Source organism: Kribbella sp. NPDC048837, assembly GCF_055586945.1.
In genome coordinates this window covers 1118411-1138696 of record NZ_JBVJHF010000001.1, presented here as the reverse complement: position 1 = coordinate 1138696, position 20286 = coordinate 1118411, and the positions used below count along the sequence as shown (strand labels likewise).

The 20286-nt window shown below is 70.1% G+C and carries 18 protein-coding genes; 6 read left to right on the top strand and 12 right to left on the bottom strand.

Annotated elements, in window-relative coordinates; genetic code table 11:
• Positions 1-20: 20 nt before the first annotated feature.
• On the bottom strand, positions 21-839 hold the full coding sequence (locus ACZ6O0_RS05245; protein WP_465763552.1) for an ABC transporter ATP-binding protein: 819 nt from the start codon (positions 837-839) through the stop codon (positions 21-23).
• Entirely contained in the window at positions 751-2025 is a 1275-nt protein-coding gene (locus tag ACZ6O0_RS05240) for an MFS transporter (protein ID WP_465763551.1), read from the bottom strand. Before ACZ6O0_RS05240 ends, ACZ6O0_RS05245 begins: the two co-directional genes overlap by 89 nt.
• A 60-nt stretch (positions 2026-2085) precedes the next feature.
• Between ACZ6O0_RS05240 and ACZ6O0_RS05235 the strand changes: the two genes are divergently transcribed.
• On the top strand, positions 2086-3030 hold the full coding sequence (locus tag ACZ6O0_RS05235; protein ID WP_465763550.1) for an ArsR/SmtB family transcription factor: 945 nt from the start codon (positions 2086-2088) through the stop codon (positions 3028-3030).
• Between the two features lie 75 nt (positions 3031-3105).
• On the opposite strand, the gene ACZ6O0_RS05230 is transcribed toward ACZ6O0_RS05235, so the two are convergent.
• Positions 3106-5520, bottom strand: coding sequence for a beta-glucosidase (locus ACZ6O0_RS05230; protein ID WP_465763549.1), 2415 nt, complete (start codon positions 5518-5520; stop codon positions 3106-3108).
• Between the two features lie 69 nt (positions 5521-5589).
• On the opposite strand from ACZ6O0_RS05230, the gene ACZ6O0_RS05225 reads away from it, so the two are divergent.
• On the top strand, positions 5590-6156 hold the full coding sequence (locus ACZ6O0_RS05225; RefSeq protein WP_465763548.1) for a TetR/AcrR family transcriptional regulator: 567 nt from the start codon (positions 5590-5592) through the stop codon (positions 6154-6156).
• A gap of 80 nt (positions 6157-6236) precedes the next feature.
• Here the strand turns inward: ACZ6O0_RS05225 and ACZ6O0_RS05220 are convergent, their stop codons facing one another.
• Positions 6237-6605: a YkvA family protein gene (locus ACZ6O0_RS05220; protein WP_465763547.1), complete on the bottom strand. Its 369-nt coding sequence runs from the start codon at positions 6603-6605 to the stop codon at positions 6237-6239.
• A gap of 114 nt (positions 6606-6719) precedes the next feature.
• On the opposite strand from ACZ6O0_RS05220, the gene ACZ6O0_RS05215 reads away from it, so the two are divergent.
• From ACZ6O0_RS05215 to ACZ6O0_RS05205, 3 genes are all read left to right on the top strand, one after another.
• Positions 6720-7784: a CPBP family intramembrane glutamic endopeptidase gene (locus ACZ6O0_RS05215; protein WP_465763546.1), complete on the top strand. Its 1065-nt coding sequence runs from the start codon at positions 6720-6722 to the stop codon at positions 7782-7784.
• A 67-nt stretch (positions 7785-7851) separates the two neighbouring features.
• Positions 7852-8256, top strand: coding sequence for a hypothetical protein (locus ACZ6O0_RS05210; RefSeq protein ID WP_465763545.1), 405 nt, complete (start codon positions 7852-7854; stop codon positions 8254-8256).
• 727 nt (positions 8257-8983) lie between these two features.
• A complete protein-coding gene (locus ACZ6O0_RS05205; protein WP_465763544.1) occupies positions 8984-9523 on the top strand; it encodes a GNAT family N-acetyltransferase in 540 nt (179 codons plus the stop codon).
• A 130-nt stretch (positions 9524-9653) separates the two neighbouring features.
• On the opposite strand, the gene ACZ6O0_RS05200 is transcribed toward ACZ6O0_RS05205, so the two are convergent.
• From ACZ6O0_RS05200 to ACZ6O0_RS05175, 6 genes are all read right to left on the bottom strand, one after another.
• Positions 9654-10385: an amidohydrolase family protein gene (locus ACZ6O0_RS05200; RefSeq protein ID WP_465763543.1), complete on the bottom strand. Its 732-nt coding sequence runs from the start codon at positions 10383-10385 to the stop codon at positions 9654-9656.
• A 55-nt stretch (positions 10386-10440) separates the two neighbouring features.
• Complete coding sequence (locus tag ACZ6O0_RS05195) at positions 10441-11169, bottom strand: amidohydrolase family protein (RefSeq protein WP_465763542.1); 729 nt, start codon at positions 11167-11169, stop codon at positions 10441-10443.
• Positions 11166-12398, bottom strand: coding sequence for a DegT/DnrJ/EryC1/StrS family aminotransferase (locus ACZ6O0_RS05190; RefSeq protein ID WP_465763541.1), 1233 nt, complete (start codon positions 12396-12398; stop codon positions 11166-11168). Before ACZ6O0_RS05190 ends, ACZ6O0_RS05195 begins: the two co-directional genes overlap by 4 nt.
• Before the next feature lie 30 nt (positions 12399-12428).
• Complete coding sequence (locus tag ACZ6O0_RS05185; protein ID WP_465763540.1) at positions 12429-14375, bottom strand: NHL repeat-containing protein; 1947 nt, start codon at positions 14373-14375, stop codon at positions 12429-12431.
• Positions 14372-16207 carry an NHL repeat-containing protein gene (locus ACZ6O0_RS05180; protein ID WP_465763539.1) on the bottom strand — a complete coding sequence of 612 codons (1836 nt, stop codon included), beginning with the start codon at positions 16205-16207 and terminating at the stop codon, positions 14372-14374. The genes ACZ6O0_RS05185 and ACZ6O0_RS05180 overlap by 4 nt, the downstream gene beginning before the upstream one ends.
• A gap of 184 nt (positions 16208-16391) precedes the next feature.
• A complete protein-coding gene (locus ACZ6O0_RS05175; RefSeq protein ID WP_465763538.1) occupies positions 16392-17606 on the bottom strand; it encodes a helix-turn-helix domain-containing protein in 1215 nt (404 codons plus the stop codon).
• Between the two features lie 220 nt (positions 17607-17826).
• On the opposite strand from ACZ6O0_RS05175, the gene ACZ6O0_RS05170 reads away from it, so the two are divergent.
• Entirely contained in the window at positions 17827-18438 is a 612-nt protein-coding gene (locus tag ACZ6O0_RS05170; protein ID WP_465763537.1) for a maleylpyruvate isomerase family mycothiol-dependent enzyme, read from the top strand.
• Between the two features lie 40 nt (positions 18439-18478).
• Here ACZ6O0_RS05170 and ACZ6O0_RS05165 read toward each other — a convergent pair whose 3' ends face one another.
• Together ACZ6O0_RS05165 and ACZ6O0_RS05160 are read right to left on the bottom strand one after the other, a co-directional pair.
• Positions 18479-19456 carry an FAD-binding oxidoreductase gene (locus ACZ6O0_RS05165; RefSeq protein ID WP_465764063.1) on the bottom strand — a complete coding sequence of 326 codons (978 nt, stop codon included), beginning with the start codon at positions 19454-19456 and terminating at the stop codon, positions 18479-18481.
• 26 nt (positions 19457-19482) lie between these two features.
• The gene (locus ACZ6O0_RS05160; RefSeq protein ID WP_465763536.1) at positions 19483-20286 is read right to left on the bottom strand and encodes a DUF6597 domain-containing transcriptional factor; all 804 of its coding nucleotides are present in this window, start codon (positions 20284-20286) and stop codon (positions 19483-19485) included.

The following is a 20286-nucleotide window of genomic DNA, read 5'->3' as shown; positions in this document are numbered from 1 at the left end:
CAGGTAACGGTAGAGAGCGCTCACTCGGGGTTCACCTGCCGGACCGTGGTGACCGACCAGCCGTGGTTCAGCGCGGTCAGCAACGCCGCGTCGTGCCGGCCGGTCGGCAGCATCAACGTGACGCCGGTGTCGTTGCGCCGTACCTCGAGGACGTCGGGCTGCCGGGTCCAGTCGAGCTCCGCGCCGGCGATCAGCGAGATCTCGGTGAGGCCGGCCACGGTGCCTTCGATCGCGTGCAGCTGACCGTCGCGGAGTTCGCAGACCCTGGTCGCGGTCGCGCGGACCACCAGCTCGGAATGCTCGGTGAATGCGACGGCGGCGCCCTGCCCGGCCGTCTCGGTGAGCAGCTCGCGCAGGGTAGCGTGCGCGGTGGCGTCGAGTCCGGCCCACGGTTCGTCGAGGACGAGGAGTTGCGGCGGGTCGAGGAGCGCCTGGGCGAGCGCGACCTTCTGCGCGTTGCCCTTGGACAGCTTCCGCATCGGGGTCTCCGCGCCACCAGACAAGGCGAGCCGGTCCAGCAGTTCGCCGGCCCGATTCCGCGCGGCGCCGGAGCTCAGCCCGCGGATCCGTCCCATATGCCGCAAGTACGCCGACGCCGACAACCGATCGTGCGACGCGAACACGTCGGGCACGTAGCTCATCACCCGCGCGGTGCGGCGTACTGTGCCGGCCGATGGCCGGGACAGACCGACCATCAGCTTGAGCACCGTGGACTTGCCCGAGCCGTTGGGACCAACCAGTGCGAGCAGCTCACCCGCGTTCACCCGCAGGTCGACGTCGGCCAGGATCTCTCGCCGGCCGTACCGCTTGGAGACGTTCCTCAGGCGCACTACTTCCATGCGGCGAGCCTATCCACGCCTGGGGGTTCATCACGGTCGCCAGCGGGCGGGTGAGGAGAGCCGAGACGACCAGGGAGGCGGCGGCGAACACCGTGATGGCCGGGGCGGTCGAGGTCAGGTCGGCGAGGGCACCGGCCGCGATGGCGAAGATCCCGAAGGCGGTCATGCGCAGCGCGCTCTCCAGGCCGAGAACCTGACCGCGGAGGTCGACCGGGGTGAGGTCGACCAGCACCTCCTGCTGGGACAGGGACGCCGAGTACCCGCTGCTGCCGAGCGCCACGAGGACGGCCAGGACCGCGATCGGCAGGTCGAAGGCGAACCCGAGGAACGGGACGGCCAGCAGGAAGCGCAGCCAGCGGCCCGCGATCCGGCGACCGGTCCGGGTGAGGAAGCGGCCGACGACGAGGTCGCCGGTCATCATCCCGGCGGCTCCGGCGGCGAGCAGCCAGCCGGCGCGAGGTCCGGCGTACGGGACGAAGAGGGCTTCGCAGCCGACCATCAGGCCGTTCGGGATGGACAGTGCGAACAGCAGCGGCCGGGTGTTCGATTGGCTGAGCAGGCGGCGGTTGCCGCGCCAGGTCTCGGCCAGGCCGGTCCGCGCGACCCGCCGGGGAGCGCGATCTCGCAGGCCGAACCGGAGCATCGGAACGGTCAGCGCGGCGAACCCGGTCGCGATCCAGAGCACCGCCGGCGGACTGATTGCCTGGAGCAACAGCCCGGCGATCCCGAAGCCGGCGATCTGCATCGCGCCGACGGACAGGTTCATCGCCGAGCGGCCGAGGACGAACTGGTCCTCGCCGACCACTTCGCCGAGCAGACCCCAGCGGACGCCGGATCCGATCGAGAGCCCGTAGGCCACGGCCAGCGCGAGCAGGAGCCGGAGACCCGCGCCGAGATCTAGGGCGGCCTGCGCGCCGACCGCGACGGTCGAGAGTGCGGCGAGCAGGGTGAGCACCCGCCGTGGCCGGGCGGTGTCGGCCGCCGACATCAGCGTCGAGACGCCGAGGACCTGGGCCAGGGACGGGCCGAACATGATCATCGCCGCGAGCAGCGCCGACCCGGTCGCGGCGTCGACCACGATCGCCAGCGTCAGGCTGGTCATCGTCGACGACGCGTTGCCGAGCGCGCTGCCGATCCACAGGTTCCGGAACTCGCGGTTGGCGAAGATCTGCTGGTAGGTGCTCATGTCCGCCAACGTTCGGCGTAACCTGCCGGCAGGCCCACAGTTTCGGGTGGAGGCGAAACGTTGTCCGAGTTCCTGGTCGATGCCGACACGCTGGCGAACGCCCGCTTCGGCACCTCGCAGCTGACCGAGACGGTGTCGGCGCTGAAGATGTTGCGGGCACCGGTCGAGCCCTGGTACCGCTCGTGGAAGGACGCTCACGTCACCGCGTTCCGGCACCAACTGTCCCGGATGCCGGTCTGGGCTGGGATCCTCGAGAGCGCGTTCGGCCGGAGCTGGGTGGCCGACTTCTTCACGGTTCCGCCGCTCGAGCCGGATCTCGAGCTGTCCGACGAGCTCGAGCTGCTGACGGCGCTCTCCGACGACCACATCCGCGCCGACCTCAGCGTCGTACGGACGCCGTTGCCTTCCGTGCTGATCGAGTCGCACGGATTGGCCGGTCAGGCGGCGGAGTTGCTGAGGTGGGTGTGGAGCACGACGGTCGAGCCCGATTGGCCGCGGCGGTTGCGAGTGCTGCAGGCCGACATCGTGTCCCGTACGTCGCGACTCAGCGAGCACGGGTGGTCCGGCGTACTCCGAGGGCTCGGTCCGGACGTGCGCTGGCTCGGTGAGGGCCGGATCCAGGTCAACCGGTGGGACTACCCGGTCACGGACGTGCGAGGCCGCGATCTGATGTTCATCGCCGCGCACACGAACCGGGTCAACGTCAGCTGGCGGAAGCCGGATCGCTTCGCGCTGACGTACCCGGTCACCGGCATCTTCGCGAGCTCCGAAACACCGACCGAGCCCCTCGTCCAACTGCTCGGCCGCAACCGAGCACGCATCCTCGTCGAAGCCGCCAGCCCCGTCAGCACGACCGTGCTGGTTGCCACCACTGGGCTCTCACTGGCAACGGTCTCGGACCACCTCCGGGTCCTCACCGACGCAGGCCTCCTCGAACGCCGCCGCTCCGGCCGCTCAGTCCTCTACTGGCAATCCACCACCGGCCGAACCGTCGTACAGGGCTAGATAGTGTCGGCGGCCCGGTCGGATCACCGACCGGACCGCCGCTGGTGCCCGTGCGTGACTCGTCCAGCCGGGCAGCTAGCGGATCTCCAGCTCGGTCGCGAGCGGAAGATCCGACACGGACGAGCCGGCACGGATCGTGAAGGCACCAGGTTCGGTGGTCCAGCCGTTGTCCCAGTGGTCGAAGGCGTGCTCGTGGAGATGCACCGTGACCTCACGGGCCTGGCCGGCGTCGAGGCGTACGACCGTGAACCCGGCCAGCCAGCGGACCGGACGGTCCACGGTGCTTTCGGGGCGTTCGACGTACACCTGGATAACGTGCTTGCCGGCGCGCTCTCCGGTGTTCCGGACGGTCAGCGCGACGGACGACGGATCGTTGGCGCGGAGGTCGGATACCTCCCAGGTGGTGTAGCCGAGGCCGTGCCCGAAGCCGAACGCGGGCTCGGTGCCGGCCCGGAGCCAGGCGCGATAGCCGATGTGCACGCCCTCGTCGTACCTGACGACGCCCTCGCGCGGCGTGACGTCGATTACGGGTACGTCGTCCTGCTCGCGAGGCCAGGTGGTCGGGAGGCGCCCGCCGGGCTCGACGACGCCGAGCAGCACGTCAGCGAGCGCGTTCCCGTACTCCTGGCCGCCGAAGTAGGTCACCAGCAACGCCGCGACGTCGTCACGCCAGGGGAGCAGGACCGGTGAGCCCGCGTTGACGACGACGACCGTCCGGGGGTTCGCTGCGACCACGGCCCGGACCAGGTCGTCCTGCCGTCCCGGAAGGGCGAGCGACGTACGGTCGTAGCCCTCGGACTCGACCTTCGAGTTGGTGCCGACGACAACGACCGCGACCTCTGCCGCCCGGGCGGCCGCGACCGCTTCGTCGATCAGCGCCTGCGGATCCGAGCGGTCCGGCTCGACGCCGACGGTGATGCTCAGCGCGTTGCTGAGTCCGCCCTCGCGGTCGGGGAGCTCGAGCTCGACACGGACGTCGACCGGCTGACCCGCGGTCACCACGAGCGGGGTCGAGATGGACGGCGGCGACAGCAGCGCGGCACCGAGATCCGTGCCGACCGGTACGGCGACGTCCTCGCGCAGGAGGTTGCCGTCGGCAAAGATGCGGCCGCGGCCGACCGAGGCGAAGCCGAGCAGGATGTCGCCGCTCTCGGCCGGGGTGTAGGTGGTGCGGAACTCGAAGACCGCGGTCTGTTCGATCGGCGCGTTCCCGCCGAGGTAGACGAGCGCGCTGGAGAAGCGGTCCTCGCCGAACAGCTCTTCGCCGTCCGCGCCGAGGAAGCGCACCCGGGCGCCGGGCTCGCCGGTCTGAGGATTGGTCATCGTCGCGAGTGGCAGCTCCGCGACACCCTCCTGGACCACGGCACCGATCGAGTAGGTGACCTCGGCGTCCGGGAGCGCGCTCCGAAGTCCGTCGAGCGGGGACACCACGGACGACGGGATGACGGTCGCGCTGCCGCCGCCCTGCGTACGGGCGTCGCGGGCGTTGTGGCCGATCACCGCGACTCGCTGGAGAGCGGTCCACGGCAGTTCGCCCTTGTTGCTCAGCAACACCGAGCCTTCGGCGGACGCCGTACGGCTGAAGGCGATGCCGTCGACCTGCGGTACTTCCGTCGGCTTGGAGAATCCTTCGAGCGCGCCGACCCGGGCGGCGAGCGCGAGCAGGCGCAGCACCTTCCGGTCGATCGCGTCCTCCTTGACCTCGCCGGACCGGACGGCCTCGACGAGCGCGTCGCCCCAGGCGCCGACCGGGCCGGGCATCGCCAGGTCCTGGGAGTGCTTGGCGCTCTCCACGCTGCGTACCGCGGTCCAGTCGCTCACCACGACGCCGTCGAAACCCCAGTCGGTGTTGAGTGGTGTCTCGAGCAGCTCGTTCTCCGAGGCGGTGGCGCCGTTGATCGAGTTGTACGCGCTCATCACGAGCCACGCCTTGGACTCGGTGACCGCCTTCTCGAACGCGAGCAGGTACAGCTCGCGGAGAGTGCGCTCACTGACGACCACGTCCACGGTGAAGCGCTCGGTCTCGAAGTCGTTGGCGACGTAGTGCTTCGGGGTCGCCCCGACGCCGAGCTCCTGCACGCCGGCGACGTACGCGGCGGCGAGCTCGGCGGTCAGGACCGGGTCCTCGCTGAACGCCTCGAAGTGCCGTCCGCCCAGCGGCGAGCGGTGCAGGTTGATGGTCGGGCCGAGCACGACGTCGACGTTCTTGCGCCGGGCCTCGAGGCCGGAGACGACGCCGTACCGATGGGCGATGTCGAGATCCCAGGACGACGAGAGAGCGGTTGCGGACGGGAGATTGAGCGACGGGTCGCGTTCGTCCCACACCGCGCCGCGGACGCCGCTCGGGCCGTCGGACAGCACCATCGAGCGCAGGCCGATCGCCGGCAGCGGATGCGTGGACCAGAAGTCCTGTCCGGTCAGGATCCGGACCTTCTCCTCGAGCGTGAGCTGCCCGAGCAGGTCGTCGAAGTCGGCAGGGCTGGGGTTCATGCGACGACTGTACGCGCGAAAACCGAAGAGCGCTAGGTTTTCGCGTGGGTGCTCGGTAGCATCCTCGTCATGTCGTCTCGAGGGCCGTACGCGAAGGGTGTCGCCAAGCGCGAGGAGATCCTCACCGCCGCGCTCGAGGTGATCGCCCGGCACGGCTACCGGAAGACCTCGACCCGTGAGCTCGCGGCCGCGGTCGGGCTGAGCGAGGCCGGGCTGCTGCACTACTTCGGCTCGAAGGAGAAGCTGTTCGAGGCCGTACTCCGGGCGCGCGACGAAGCGGACGTGGAGCGGTTCGACGGGTCGGACCTGATCGACAAACTGATCGCGATCATCCGCCACAACGGCGACGTACCGGGCCTGGTCCAGCTCTACTCGACCTTCTCCGCGGAGGCCGGCGACCCCCAGCACACCGCCCACGACTACTTCGTCGACCGCTACACCAATCTCCGCGAAGCCCTGGCCGGCACCGTCCGGGCCCGCCAGTCCGCCGGCACCCTCAACCCCTCCGCCGACCCCGCCACCATCGCCACCCTCCTGATCGCCCTCTCCGACGGCCTCCAGATCCAGTCCCAGTTCGCCCTGAACGCCGACCCCGCCACGCTCCTCGACGACCTGATGCATCTCCTCCAGCCCTGACCTGCCTGGCAGGCGGATGGGGCCGCTCGATTCACATCCTGCGCACGGGCCTAGGTCGCAGGTGAGCTGTCGCGCGGGGGCTAGGCGGGTGTGGGCAGCCCGGCGAGGCGGCGTACGGCGGCCAGACCGTCCGGCGTACCGGGCCAGTGCCGCTCCAGCGCGTCAGGACCGGCCCGGCGGGTGACCGACCGAAGGGCGAACGCGACGATCACCGCGTCATCGGCGTACCCGATCACCGGGATGAAGTCAGGCACGAGATCGAACGGCATCGCCAGGTAGGTCAGCAGGATCCACAGCCTGACCCGCACCCCGCGAGGCAAGGCCCGATCACCCGCCAAGCGCCGCAGCAGCCGCACCAGATCCGGCAGCAACCGCAGCGCATCGCGGATCCGCAACTCGTCCGGCCGGGCGAACCACAGCGCGACGATCAGCGCGATCCAAAACAGCACAACGCCGCCGCAAACACCCGCCACCACCGACCACCAAACCCCTGACACCCGCCCATTGTCGCCCGCCCCACAGCCCCCACCCCGCTCCCTGGAGCACCGGGCAATACTGGTCGAGTGACGAGACCCGCCGATCCCCCCAACCCGGCCGAGCTCGACCCACCCACCCCCGACCTCACTCCAACCGACACCAACCCCGTCGACCCCCCAGCCGCCGCCCCCCACCCCGGCGCCGCCCCCTCACCCGCCGACTCCCACACCAACCCCCTGCCGTCGTCGGCGCTGCACCCGGGCGCTCCCGCAACCGGCGGCACGTCCCCGGCAACCGCGGCGCCCGCTGGCTCGCAGCCGGGCGAGCGCTCGGCTGCTGACTCTCGGCCCGGCGAACTGGCTCCGTCCGGATCAGGCGGTGGCGACCCGGTCGTCGCCAGGGTGGGGCGGCGGGTGTTGACGCGGGAGGTTTGGTTGGTGCTGGCGCTGTCCTTGGGGGCTTCGGGGGTGGCGGCGGTGATCTCGTTCGCCGGGATTCTGACGTCGGCGAAGCCGATCAGTGGGCAGACGGCGGTGATCGTGGGGTCGCGGGCGCCGGGGCGGCCGTGGCTGGATCTTTCCTGGCAGATCTTCGCGGTGGTGACGGCGTTGGTGCCGGTCGCCCTCGTCGGGCATCTGATGGCCCGCGGTGGTGAGTCGCTCCGGACGATCGGTTTCGATCTGCGGGACCGGTGGCGCGATCTCGGTCGCGGGGTCGCGGTCGCCGCCTGCATCGGGGGAGCGGGCCTGCTGTTCTACATCGCGGCACACGCCAGCGGCGTGAATCTGACCGTCGACCCGTCCCAGCTACCCGACTACTGGTGGCGCATCCCGATCCTCGTCGCGGTCTCCGCGCAGAACGCCATCCTCGAGGAAGTCATCGTCCTCGGGTACCTCAACCACCGCTTGGACCAACTGGGCTGGTCCGTCCGCGGCGCCACCGCTGCGAGCGCGCTCCTCCGCGGCTCCTACCACCTCTACCAGGGCCTCGGCGGCTTCGCCGGCAACGTGATCATGGGCGTGATCTTCACCTACCTCTACCGTCGCTGGGGCCGGATCATGCCGTTCGTCGTCGCGCACACCCTGATGGACACGACGGCGCTGATCGGGGCGACGTACCTGCTCGGGAAGGTCTCCTGGCTGCCGAGTTGACGCTCAACCGGGGTCGGTGAAACGACTGACACGTAACCGATCGGCCCGCCGACGGGTTGATGGTGACGTGACAGTCAACGGGGAAATCACCAGTCCGCCTGAAATCGACGCAGGATTGGCCGCCGCCGCGCTCGCCGTGTTCGCGCACCGGCACGAGGTCGTCCACCTCCTGTACGCCGCCACCGACGAGCCAGACGCACTGGCCCGAATCGGAGGCTTGCTCCGCGTCGACGAGATGACCATCGCCCGGGTCCTCGACCAGCCATTCCGCTGGCTGCTACCCCAGTTCCGCACCGAACTGGAGTCAATAGCCACCGAGCCAACCCCAGTCAACGTGCGGCCCCCATTCACCCCTCCGCCCGCACCCACGGCATCGACCACACTCACCGCCCCGCCCCCGATCGCCGCCCCCACCCCACTCACCCCGCCCACCGCACCCGCGGACCCCACACCCACCCCAGCCACGAACTGACCACCAAAGAACCTGACAAGGGACAGCCGACCACCGGCCGAGCCAACCGCCGGCGGAGCTGGCGACAGTAGCGCCGACCGCCGGAGGAGCAGTGTGGGCGGCCAGCCACCGGTGGAGCAGATGTGGGGCGGCCAGGCACCGGTGGAGCTGATGAGGGCAGCCGACCACCGGGCGAGCTGACCGGCCGGTGGCGCAGACGAGGGACGGCTGACCGCTGCTGGAGCTGACCGGCGGAGAACTGATCGGCGGTAGAGCCGACCCGCGGTGCAGCTGACCGGCGCTGGAGCTGACGAGGCAGGGCTGGCCGCTGGCGGGCTGACGACGGAGGGTTGGCCGGCGGTGGAGTTGGCGCGGGAGGGCTGACTGGCGGTGGAGATGACCGCCGTACGAGCTGGCCCGCAGCAGCTGCCGACGCTGGGCTGACCGGGGAAGGGCTGATCGGAGGTGGCGCTGCCGACCGTCAGACGCTGACGCGCTGGGCTGACCGGCGATGACGCTGACGCGGCAGGGCTCTCCGGCGGTGGAGTTGGCGAGCGAGGGCTGACTGGCGGTGGAGCTGACCGCAGGAGGGCTGGCCGTCAGCCGCCTACGACGCTGGGCTGACCGCTGGTGGGGCTCACCGCGGGAGGGGGCTGGCCGTCGGGAGTTGGCCGCGGTGGGATGAGTGGTGGCTGGGTGGCTGTCGCGCGGTGCAGGGGTGGGCCCTGGGTGTGGATACGTTGGGGTGGTGGAGAGTTATGGGGCGGACGTGCTTGGGGTGGCGGATGAGTTGGCGAGGGCGTACGTCGAGGTGTTTACGGCGCCGCCGTTTGCGCATCGTGATCCTGAGCAGACGCGGGTTGCGTTTCGGAAGCGGTTGGAGGGTGATGCGCTGCGGGATGGGTTTCGGGCGTGGATCGAGCGGTCGGAGGACGGGCGGATCGTTGGGTTCGTGACCGGCTGGCGGACCAAGGCGCCGTTTCGGACGGATCGTTCGTACGGGAGTGTGCTTCAGCGCCTGGGCTCGGAGCAGGTTGAGGCGCTGCTGATCGACGCGTTCGAGATTGATGAGCTCGGAGTACTGCGGAGTGCTCGGGGGACCGGGCTCGGTCGCCGGTTGCTCGACCTGGCGACGGAGCAGGAGCCGCGCGCGTGGCTTCTCGCCTGGAACCAGAACCACGCCACCCTGGCCTTCTACCGCCGCCTCGGCTGGACCGAACCGGAGGCCCGCGGCCCCGAGCACGACATCGTCGTCTTCCTCGCCCCCAACCACCCAGGCGCGCCCTAACCCGCCGTCCCCGGCCACCCCAGCGCGGCTGAACCGCGGCGCCTCCGCCCACCGGTCCCCGGCCAACCGTTGTCCTCCTGGCCGGTTGTCGCCGGGCTGGGGCGCGGTTGGCGCGTGACTGGGGGAGTGGTTAGAGGGTGAAGAGGGTGGTGGCGTTCTGGTGGGTTATGGCGGCTTGTTCGGTGGGGGTCAGGTTGGCGGCTTCGAAGGCGCCGATGGCTACGGATGGGTCGATGAGGGTGGCGTCGGTGCCGAACATGAGGCGGGTGGGGCCGATCTGGTCGAGGATCCAGCGGATGCGGTGGGCGTCGGGGGCTGACCAGCAGGGTTCGAACCAGATGCGGTCGGAGCGGCTCGCGGCTTCGGGGACCAGGGGCCAGCCGGGGGCGCCCATGTGGCCGGCGATCAGTTGGGCACCGGGGACCCGGGCGGCTACGTCGGCGAGGTCGACGACGTTGCCGGCCCAGGTGTGGACGAGGGTGGGGAGGCCGTACTCGGTGGTGAGTTCGATGGCGGCCTGCATTGCGGGGGAGTCGATGGGGGTGCGGCTGTACTCGGTGTGGATCTTCGCGCCGACCCAGTGATCCCGGCCGTCGCCGGCGAGGAGTTCGTCGAGGTCGGTGCGGGCTTCGTCGAGCCGGCGGGGGTCGACGACGAGCATGCCGCGGAGGCGGGGGTCGGCGGGGAGTTGGGCGGCGAGCGAGCGGTTGCCGGCGGGAGCGTCGTACACGATGGCTTCGATGGCCGAGACGAGTTGGATGTCGATGCCGAAGCGGTCCATCAGGTCGATGTTCACGTCGATGCCGGCCGTGTCCATGGAGAAGAACCACGGGCCCCAGTGGGCGTGGACGTCGATCAGCACAGTGGCTCCAAACGACGGGGGTGGTGGTTCGGGCCCCAGTGGGCGTGGACGTCGATCAGCATGGGGGCTCCAGGAGGGTGGTGAGGTTCTGGCTGCCGGTCTGGGCGATCTCGGCGGGGGTGAGCTTGGAGGTGAGCAACCGGCGTACGACGGAATGGGTCTCGTGGAACGGGGTCCGGCAACCGAGCACCAACCGGTCCGCACCGACCTCCCCGGCGACGATCTCCAGCGAGTCGGGACCGGTGAGCATCCGGGTCGACGTGTGGAAGCCGGGCTCCGAGCGAGCCAGTACGACGAAGTCGCCGAGGTAGTAGAAGTGCGTGTCTAGGAAGACGACCCGCGCCCCGAGACCACGCAGCGCCGGACCAACCTTCCGTACGTCGCCCTCCACGAAGATCGTCAGCCCGGCCTCGACCAGCAACCGCACCACATGCTCGAACGTCGGATACCCGGGCTCCACGCTCTGCAAGGTCGGCGCCAGCCGGATCGCCCGTGGCGGCTCACTCAGCGACAGCACCCGCTCCAACTCGCGCTCCGCACCCAGCGCGTCGCGCAGGTCCAGCACCGGGCACAACGACCAGCCGTTGCTCTCGGCAACCTCCTGCGCCTCGGCGTTCCCGGACGGTACGTCGAAATGCACCGCACGCAACGAGGACACGACCCCACCCGAGATCCCGGTGGCCTTGAACACCTCCTGCACCCGCTCGGCCCGGCCCCATCGCCCGGTCGTCACGTCATGCCCGACCAGTACGTCGCAGTCGAGCAGCAGGGGAGTGTCGGTCATGGGGCCTCCCGGGCCAGGGCGCTGTGGACCTTGCGGACCGCCGTGACGATGTCGTCGACGTCCGCCTCGGTGTAGTTCTCGTTCCAGGGCAGGACCAGCAGCCGGTGGTTGATCAGCTCTTCGGCGTTCGGACACAGACCGACCGGATACGACACGTCCTGCAGCGGGAACCCGGAATCCCCGTACGTACGACGCTCCCGTACGGCGGGTGCCGCGTACAGCGGACCGGTCAGATACCCGCCGTTGGCCGGCACGCCCTCGGCGGAGAGAGCTGCCGCCCACTCGTGCAGGTCGCCCGCCGAGGGCGACAGGATCAACGGATACTGCCAGTAGACGTGGTCGCCGCCGTCCGGTGGAGCGGTGATCCCCGCCAGGTCCGCGATCCCGGCCGACGCCCGGGCGGCCGCCGTACGGCGATCTGCCACGACGCCACGCAGGCGGGTCAGTTGTGCCCGGGTCACCGAGGCGACCAACTCGGTCATCCGGTAGTTCAGCGCGAGGAACAGGTACGTCCGCTCGTCGGTGTCACGCGGCCAGCCCTTGTCGGCGAACAGCCGCATCCGCCGAGCACGTGCGGCGTCGTCGGTGATCGCCAGCCCGCCGTCGCCGGCGCTGATGTGCTTGGTCTGCTGCAGGCTGAAGCAGCCGATGTGCCCGATCCGGCCGGCGAACGTGTCACCGACCGGCGCGAGATACGCCTGGGCGCAGTCCTCGATCAGCAGGATCCCGTGCTGGTCGCAGAGCTCCCGCAGCTCACGCACCGGCGCGGGCTTGCCGAACAGGTGCACCACGATCACGGCCTTGGTCCGCGGCGTGATGGCGGCGGCGACCGCGGCCGGGTCGAGGTTCCCGGTGATCGGGTCGACGTCGGCGAACACGGGCACGGCGTTCTGCATCATGATCGGGAACACCGTGCCCATGTCGCTGATCGGCGTGGTGATGATCTCGTCACCGGGCTCGGGATCGACCGCGGCCACGGCCAGGTGCAGAGCCGCCGTACCCGAGCTGCACGCGACCGCGTGCCCGGCGCCGAGCAGGTCCGCGAACTCCAGCTCGAGCGCCGGCACCTCGGTACCCCAGGTCGCGGACAGCATGCCGCTGCGGAGCACGCGCTCCACCGCCTTGACCTCGTCGTCGCCGAACCGCCGGCCGCCGGCGTTCATCACCGACGGCAGCGGCGCCGAGCGCACCGGCGTGCCGCCGTCCCGGGCGAGCAGACTCTTGTCCATCGCAACAATCCTCACATCGTTTGATGTTGCTTACGGCAACGGCAGGTGGACCAGGTCGCGGTCGGCCAGGCCCCACACGCTGTGTCGCGCGCCCCGCACCGGCGTCAGCTGGGGCACCGTGTACCACCCGTCGCCGAGCTTGTTCACCAGCAGCTTCGCCTCGGTGAGCCCCGGCCCGAGCTGGTACAGGTTCCCGCCGAAGTTCGTCTCACAGTAGACCCCGGTCCGGTCAGTGTGGATCTGTCCGTAGCCGGAGAGCTTGTTCGTGCCGCGGACCACGGCCTTCGTCCTGAGGTCGTACGTGAACCAGCCGCCGCTGGTCCGCTTGAGTACGCCGTACAGGACGCCGTCATGCACCGCGACACTCTGGATGGAGCGCTCTCCGGCGAGTGGCTCGGCCGTCCACAACAGCTTTCGCCCGCACAGGTCGAAGGCGGCGATCGCGGCCGAGGTCCGGGCCGGCGTGATGCCGCCACCGCCGACCACGTCGCCGCCGAGGTAGGCGATACCGTCCACGATCGCGACCGTCATCACGCTCTGGTCCGGCAGGATGCCGTAGTACACCTCGAGCTCGCCGGACCGGGTGTCGAGCAGTGTCAGTGCGCCGGTGAGCTTGCCCGTACCGGGTGCCGAGGCGATCGCGAGCAGCTTCGACTTCGCGTCGTACGCCGCCTGCCACGGCCGGAGCTGGTCATGGCCGATCGTGCCGAAGCTGTGGACCTCCTTGGTGCGCGGGTTCACCCGGACGACCTCGGTGCTCGGGTAGAGCGCGGAGTACAGCTCACCTCGCAACCAGGTGAGGGTCTTCGCCTCGCCCGCGACCCGGATCCGGCGGGTGGTACCGCCGGCGTGTTCGGTGACTACCCAGTGCCCGCCGACATAGAGGTGTGGATCCCCGAGGACGATCGACTGCGGCTTGTCGGGCTCGGGGACGAAGCCGGCGTCGACGAGATCGAGCAGCTCGAACGATCCGGTCGTCAGGTCGAGCCACCACAGCACACCGGATCCGGTCGAGCCGAGCAACGTGGTCGCATCGAGCAGGACCAGACGGCGGTGCTCGTCCGCCGGCGCCGGTGTCGCCACCGCGGTGAGCGTCGTGTCGTTCGGGCCGCAGGACCAGACCGTCCCGGACGTCCGGGTGGTGACGTACGCCGTGCCGTCCGCAGCGACCGCGATCGCGTCGATACTCGACTCACCGCTGGGCAACGGGACGCTGCGGACGTCGGTGCCGTCCAGGGCCATGCTGAGCAGGGATCCACTGCTGCCCGCGTAGATCCGGTCGGCGGTGCCGGCGAACGGCCCGAAGTTCTGGCCACGGGAGGCCTCGGGGGTGAGATCGCGGAAGGTCTGCACGCTCCGGTCGTAGGCGACCAGTCGGGACGGTGTGTAGATGCCCGCGTAGACGATGTTGCCCGCGGCACCGACGTACCGGCCGTACTGGGCTCCGGTGACGGGGGCGCCGAGCCGGGTGGCCGTGTTGGTAGCCGGGTCGATCTGCCAGACTGCGCCGTTCGGGTAGCTGACGGCGAAGACCTGACCGTCGGCTGAGGTGGTCAGGTCCCAGACGAAGCCGCCGGCTCCGGCGAGGCTGCCGACCCGGGTGAGGTCCGCGCTGACCGGGTCGAAGCAGTAGACGTCGGCGACCGGGTAGAGGCCGGCGTAGATCTTGCCGGCGGCAACGGTGATCCCCCAGCCGCCCTCGCCGACCGGTAGCTCCACGGTCCGGGTGACGCGCCGGGTGGTGAGGTCGATCTCGACCAGCTTGGGCGGAACGATGCCGCGGGTGATCACGTACGCGCGCCCGTTGTGCACGGCCATCGCGACCACGGCCGCGGTCATGCAGGCGGGTCCGAAGCTCGGCAGAGTGGTTCCGTCGATCGGGGTGTCCGCGGCGTGAGCGACAGCGGTGGGTAGAGCGGTGGCGGCGGTGGTTGCCACCGCGCCCGCGAGCACGGCCCGGCGGGAGACAGGCATCATCGGAGACCTTCGATCCGGACCAGGTCGCGGCCCTTGATGGTGTAGAGGGCGTCGCCGTTGTGCGAGGCCGTGATGAGCGGGTAGCTGTAGATCTGCGCTCCCAACCCGTCGACCACCGTCTTCACAACCAGACCACTGCGGCTGGGGACGATCTGGAAGACCCGCTGGCTGTCGGTCCCGAACAACCCCGCCCGTGCGATCGCCAACCGGCTCTGACCGGTCCCGATCACGGCGGACGCGAGCACTTTGCCCGTGCAGGGATCGAGGACGGCGAGCCGACCATCGTCCGTGGTGGCATACAGGCGCCCGCGGTACGAGATCAGATCGGAGTAGCTCTGAGCTCCGGCCAGCGGCGCAACCTGCCACAGTGTGCGGTTGCGGCGGAGGTCGAAGGCGACGACGGTTGCCTCCGGCAAGATCGGGTTCGTGCCCAGGCTGTTCCGGGTCGCGCCGCCGAGGTAGGCAATCCCGTTGTCGGTGGTCACGGACCGGACCGACTGCTGCGGTACGACGCCCCGATGCACCTCCCGCACTCCACTGTCGAGGTGCTGCTCCACCAGCGTTCCGTCGTACTTGCCGTAGTCGGGCTCGGTCGAGATCAGCCAGGTCTGCGAGCGCTCGTCGTACGCGTCGTCGGTCGGCCGGGTCTGTTCGTTGCCGATCTGGCCGAGCTCCTCCAGTCCGGTGCCGTCCGGCTTCATCGACCACAGCCGGGCCAGCGTGTAGACGCCGAGGTAGACGTCCCGGCCGACCGGGGTCAACGTCTTCGCCTCGCCCGGGAGGAACGTCCGGGTGCTCGTGCCGGTGGCCAGGTCGTGGACCTGGATGCCGGCCTTGCCACTGACGAGCACGGACGTCGCGGTGGCCGCGATCGCCATCGCCTGCTCGGGCGCCGGCGGCAGGCCCGCCTGACCGAGATCGGTGCCGGTGAACTCACCCGTCGACGAGTCGAAGTCGACGACCTGGCTGGTCAGCTCGGCCCGGATCGTCGAGCCGTCGACGAAGATCCGGTTGAAGTAGGCGCCGTCGTACGGCGAACCGAGCCGGCTCAGCGTGGCATCGCGGTACCGGTACAACGTGCCCGACGGCCGGGTGCCGAGATAGATGTCGGCCCCGCTGACGGTGATCGCGGTGACGTACTGGTCGCCGCCCGGGGTCTGCACCTCGACCGGGTTGCTCAGGTCCGCCGTGTCGAACACCAGCATCGTGCCGGTGGGCGACAGGCCGGCGGCGAGCGTCGTACCGTCCAAGGTCATGGTGGCGACGAAGGTGCGGTTGGCATAGGCAGCGGGCAGGACGTCGCGACGCGAGCCGGTGGCGCGGTCGATCGCGATCAGATGGGCCTTGGTGCCGACACCGGCGTAGATCGTGGTCGCGTCGGCGGCGATGCTGCGGACGTACTGCTCACCGGCGACGGCCGCGCCGTACTCCTTGGTGGCGCCGGTGGCCGGGTCGTACTCGTGGACGGCGCCGTCCGGGTAGGTGCCGGCCACGATCTTGCCGTCGGGCGTGGCAGCGATCGACCAGATGAACGAGCCGAAGCGGGCGACCTTGGTGGCGGTCCCGGTGGTGGTGTCGATCCGGTAGACGTCGCCGGGGGTGTAGAGGCCGACGTACAGGTCGGTGCCGACGTGGGCCATCGCCCAGGCACCCGCGCCGGTCGGCAGCGAGAGTTTGCGGTCGACGGTGTGGGTGTCGGGGTCGAAGGCGCCGACCTGGACGGGGGAGACGCCCGACGTCACGGTCCAGATCCGGTCGCCGACCTGCTCGGCGACGCTGGTCGAGGTGACCGCGGACGCCGGACCCACGGTCGTCACGGTGGTTTCGGTCAAGTCCGGAATTGTGGCGCGAGCGGGAGCCGAAACGCTCACCAGACCTGCGCAGATGACAAGAGTAGTGATCAATCCCCGTGCGAATCGCTTGTCCACAAGGCCTCCCGGGACAGTACGCACTGAATTACGGTCATGGCTGAAATTAGCCGGACGTGCGTTAGTGCGTCAACACCGGAGGAAAAGATCAGAGATGAACGCGGTAGACGACCAGCGGCCGGCCGCTGCCGTTGCCGAGCTGGGTGCCGGTGGCGTCGGCGAGGCCGGCGCGCTCCAGCCGGTTCAGAACCCGGCGGGCGGTGCGAGGCTGGATGCCGAGGTGATCGGCGACGGACCGGGTCGTCAGCCCGTCCTCCGGCGTGGCGTGCACGAGCTCCTGCAGCCGCTCCAGCGTGGCCTTGGACAGCCCGGCGCGCTGCGCGAGCAGTTGGAGCTTCGAGCGCTGTTGCGCCCGGGGTGCCGCGCCACCGACCAGGACGAGGTCGATGTCGTTGCGCAGCGAGACCACGGCCGCGGTCCGACCGGCCGACTTCGCGCGGCCGAGCGCCCGCCGGGCCAGGGCCTCCGTCTCGGTCCCGGAGCCGCCGATGCCGAAGCCGATCCGGACCGGCCCGAACTGCTCCTTGAGCCGGTTCAGCATGCCGAGCTCGGTGAACGCGGCGGTCGCCTGCTCGAGCGGTCCGCGCGTGGCCACGACCAGATACCGCTTGTCGTCGTACCTGATGACGCTGCCGCCGAGCGAGCCGGCCTCGCGCCGCAGCGCGCTCTCACCGGCCTCGGCGATCTCGACCAGGCCGAGCGCGATCTGCGCATCGTCACTGCGCAAAGCGTCGTGCACGAGCAGCAGACTGTTCACGGCCGCCCGCACCGAATGCACCGACGGCGCCAGCCGCAGCGTGGTCTGTCCGGTCCGCAGCTTCTCGTACGCCGACCGCAGACAAGTGATCGCGACATCGGCGCCGGCCGCGCGGTGGAAGTCGATGACGTCGTCCGAGCTCAGCCCGGGGCGGTACGGCAGCACCCGGATCCCGCGCATCGGCAGGCCGACCTCTTCGAAGGTCTCGCGGACCTGAGCCTCGTCCAGGACGTCGATGCTCATCGAGGTGACGTCGCGGCCTTCGCGGAGCAGCTGGACGAGCGCCCGCATGAGTGTGGCACCGGTGTACTCGACGTGAGCCGCGGGCCGGTCGAGCAGATCGTTCGCGGCGGCCAGCTGGTAGGGAACCACACCGGTGAACAGCCAGGCGTCCACGCTCGGCGGTGCCTCGGCCATCACCTTCGGTGTGTCGGTCTCGCGCCGGTACCGCAGCGGGACGACCTCGACCCCGCGCAGTGCCCCGATGATCCGGCTGCTGGAGGTGACCAGGTCCGACGGTCCCACAACCCCGATCGTCGTCACCATGTGTGGGTCCCCTCCTTCATCGGCTCAGTTTCACCACATCCCCGCACCGCTGCAAGAACCCGCGCCGTACGGCGTGATCGATCACCGGATCAAGTGCTCGTCGCCTGACGGAGCGTGGCGGAGTCGGCGCGCTCTTCGACTCGATCGGCCTGGTCCGCTACGTTTCGACCATGATCGGCTCGAACATCGGTCGGCCCGAGAACCGGATGGTGCATGGCTGATGCGGACCCACGAATGGATTGCCGAGGGTACGGTGCTGTGCCGGACGGCGCTGATGGACCTGGACGGGCCGTCGCTGCTGCCCGGCTGGAGCCGGAAGCACGTCGCCGCTCACCTGTCCTTGAACGCGGAGGCGATCGGCAACCTCGTCCACTGGGCGAAGACCGGCGAGGAACGTCCGATGTACGCGTCGCCCGAGCAGCGGAGCGCGGACATCGACGCGGGTGCGCTGCGGCCGGCCGACGAGTTGCTCGCGTGGTTCGAGGAGTCGGCGCGGGTGCTCGCGGAGGCGATGGCCGAGTTGTCGGACGAGCAGTGGCAGGCGCAGGTGCGCTCGGCGCAGGGCAAGGAGATCCCCGCTACCGATACGCCGTGGATGCGGAGCCGCGAGGTGATGATCCACGCGGTCGATCTCGGGACGGGCGTGACCTTCGCGGACCTCCCGACGGACTTCCTCGAAGCCTTGTCCGCGGACATCCGCGCCAAGCGCGGCGACGTACCCGAGGTGACGGGACCGTTGGCCGAGGTCGCGGCGTACCTGGCCGGACGTTCGTACGACGGTGTGCTCAGTGCTGACGGGAGTCCGGCGGAGCCGCTGCCGCCCTGGCTCTAACGCACGACGCGGTCGTGCAGGTGCGTCACGTAGAGCACGATCATTGGATGGCTCCCGGGAAGTGGAAGAAACGGTCGGGGTCGTAGTGGTGCTTGACGGCGACGAGGCGGGCGTGGTTGGGGCCGTGGTACGTCTCGGGCTGATCGGTGAGGTCGGGGTCGGGGAAGTTGGGGTACGCGCGCCCTGAGGTGTGGGGGTGTGCGATGGCCCAGGAGCGGCGTACCTGCTCGCGGTCGGTGCCGAGGTGCTCCAGGAGGAAGCGCTCTGTGCGGTGCACGAAGGCCGTCGCGTCGGCGGGGACGCGGTTGTAGGCGCCGCCCATCGGGGTGAAGTCGAGCTCGCAGCCCTGGGTGAGGAGATCGTCGACAGCGTCGGCAGAGAGCGCGCTCCTGAAGAACTCGGACTTGCTGGTGAGCACGCGATCGTCCTCGGGACCGACCAGGCTGCGTTTGAGCTCCGGCCAACTCAGGCCGTCGCGGATGTCGGCGTCCGGCGGTGGAAAGGGAAGGTGGTCCAGCAGGTGTGCCCCGAGGGCAGCGCCGAACACCCTCACCTCGTGCCGCGTGACGGACAGGCTGGCGGTGATCTCGTCCGCAGCGTCGGGAGCCCAGTCCTGCCAGGCGGCGATCACGGCGGCTGCGTGCTCGCGCGGCCAGGTGAGGACGAAGCGGGTGGCAGCCGGTGACGGTACGGCGGCGAACACCAACGACTTGACCACACCGAACTGCCCACCGCCCGACCCGCGCAAGGCCCAGAACAGGTCCGGCTCGTGCTGCTCGTCGCACGTCACCACGTTGCCGTCCGAGAGGACGACAGTGGCGGCGACGAGGCGGTCGCAGGTCAGCCCGTAGCGGCGGCCGAGGAGTCCGAGCCCGCCGCCGAGCGTGAGCCCGGCGATCCCGACGGTCGGCCCGCAGCCGGCCGGGATGGTCAGCCCGTACCGGTGCAGTTCGTCGTAGACCTGCGCCAACCGAGCGCCGGCCCCAACGGTCGCCAGGTCGTCCGAGCCGACCGAGATGGTGTTGAGCGGCGACAGATCCAGGATCAGACCGTCGGTCGACGACCGTCGGCGAGGAAGGGCCCGTACGACGCCGAGTGGTCGTGACCGCAGTCGCAGCGATCCGCCTTGTCACCGAGCAGATCTCGCGGCGTCAATCCCGTGAGCCGCAGGCATTCCCGGCTCAGATGTGCATGGTCGGCGTACCCGGTCTGGGCCGCGAGGTCGGCCAGGCCATCGCCGAAGCCTGCTTGGGCGAGTGCGAGGTAGCCCTGGAAACGCAGCGTGCGTTGGAGCGTCTTCGGACCCACACCGACCGCCGTCAGGCACCGGCGCCGCAGCTGGCTCTCCGAGAGCGCCAAGTGGTCGGCCAGCGTCGAGATCTCGGTCGGACGCCACGGCATCAACTGCTGCACCATCTCGGCCACGAAAGGATCCGGCTCGAGCTTCCGCGCGGCCAGGGACAGCTGGAGCCGGATGAGCGCATCGTGCGGAGTCGCCGCCTCGGCGATCAGCTCGGCGAGCGCGAGCGCCGCGGGTCCCCACAGTTGGTCGAGCTCCACGGTCAGGTCGACCAGCTCATCGGCCGGGACGCCGAGCAACGGCGTACCAGCTCCCGGCATGAAGCGCACCCCGACGATCGTCGTGTCCGGCGGCAGAACCTGCACCTTGGCCCGGGTCAACGGCCCGATCAGCCGCGGTACGGCGCCGATCGGGCAGTGCAGCTCGACACCGCCGGTGGGCAGATCGCGCTGCGGGTAGGGCCGCGATCCCGTGTGCTGGATCCAGACCGTCCGGACGAGACCGGCCAGCGCGGGCACCGGCGGGCTCTCGTCGTACGTCTGGTCCAT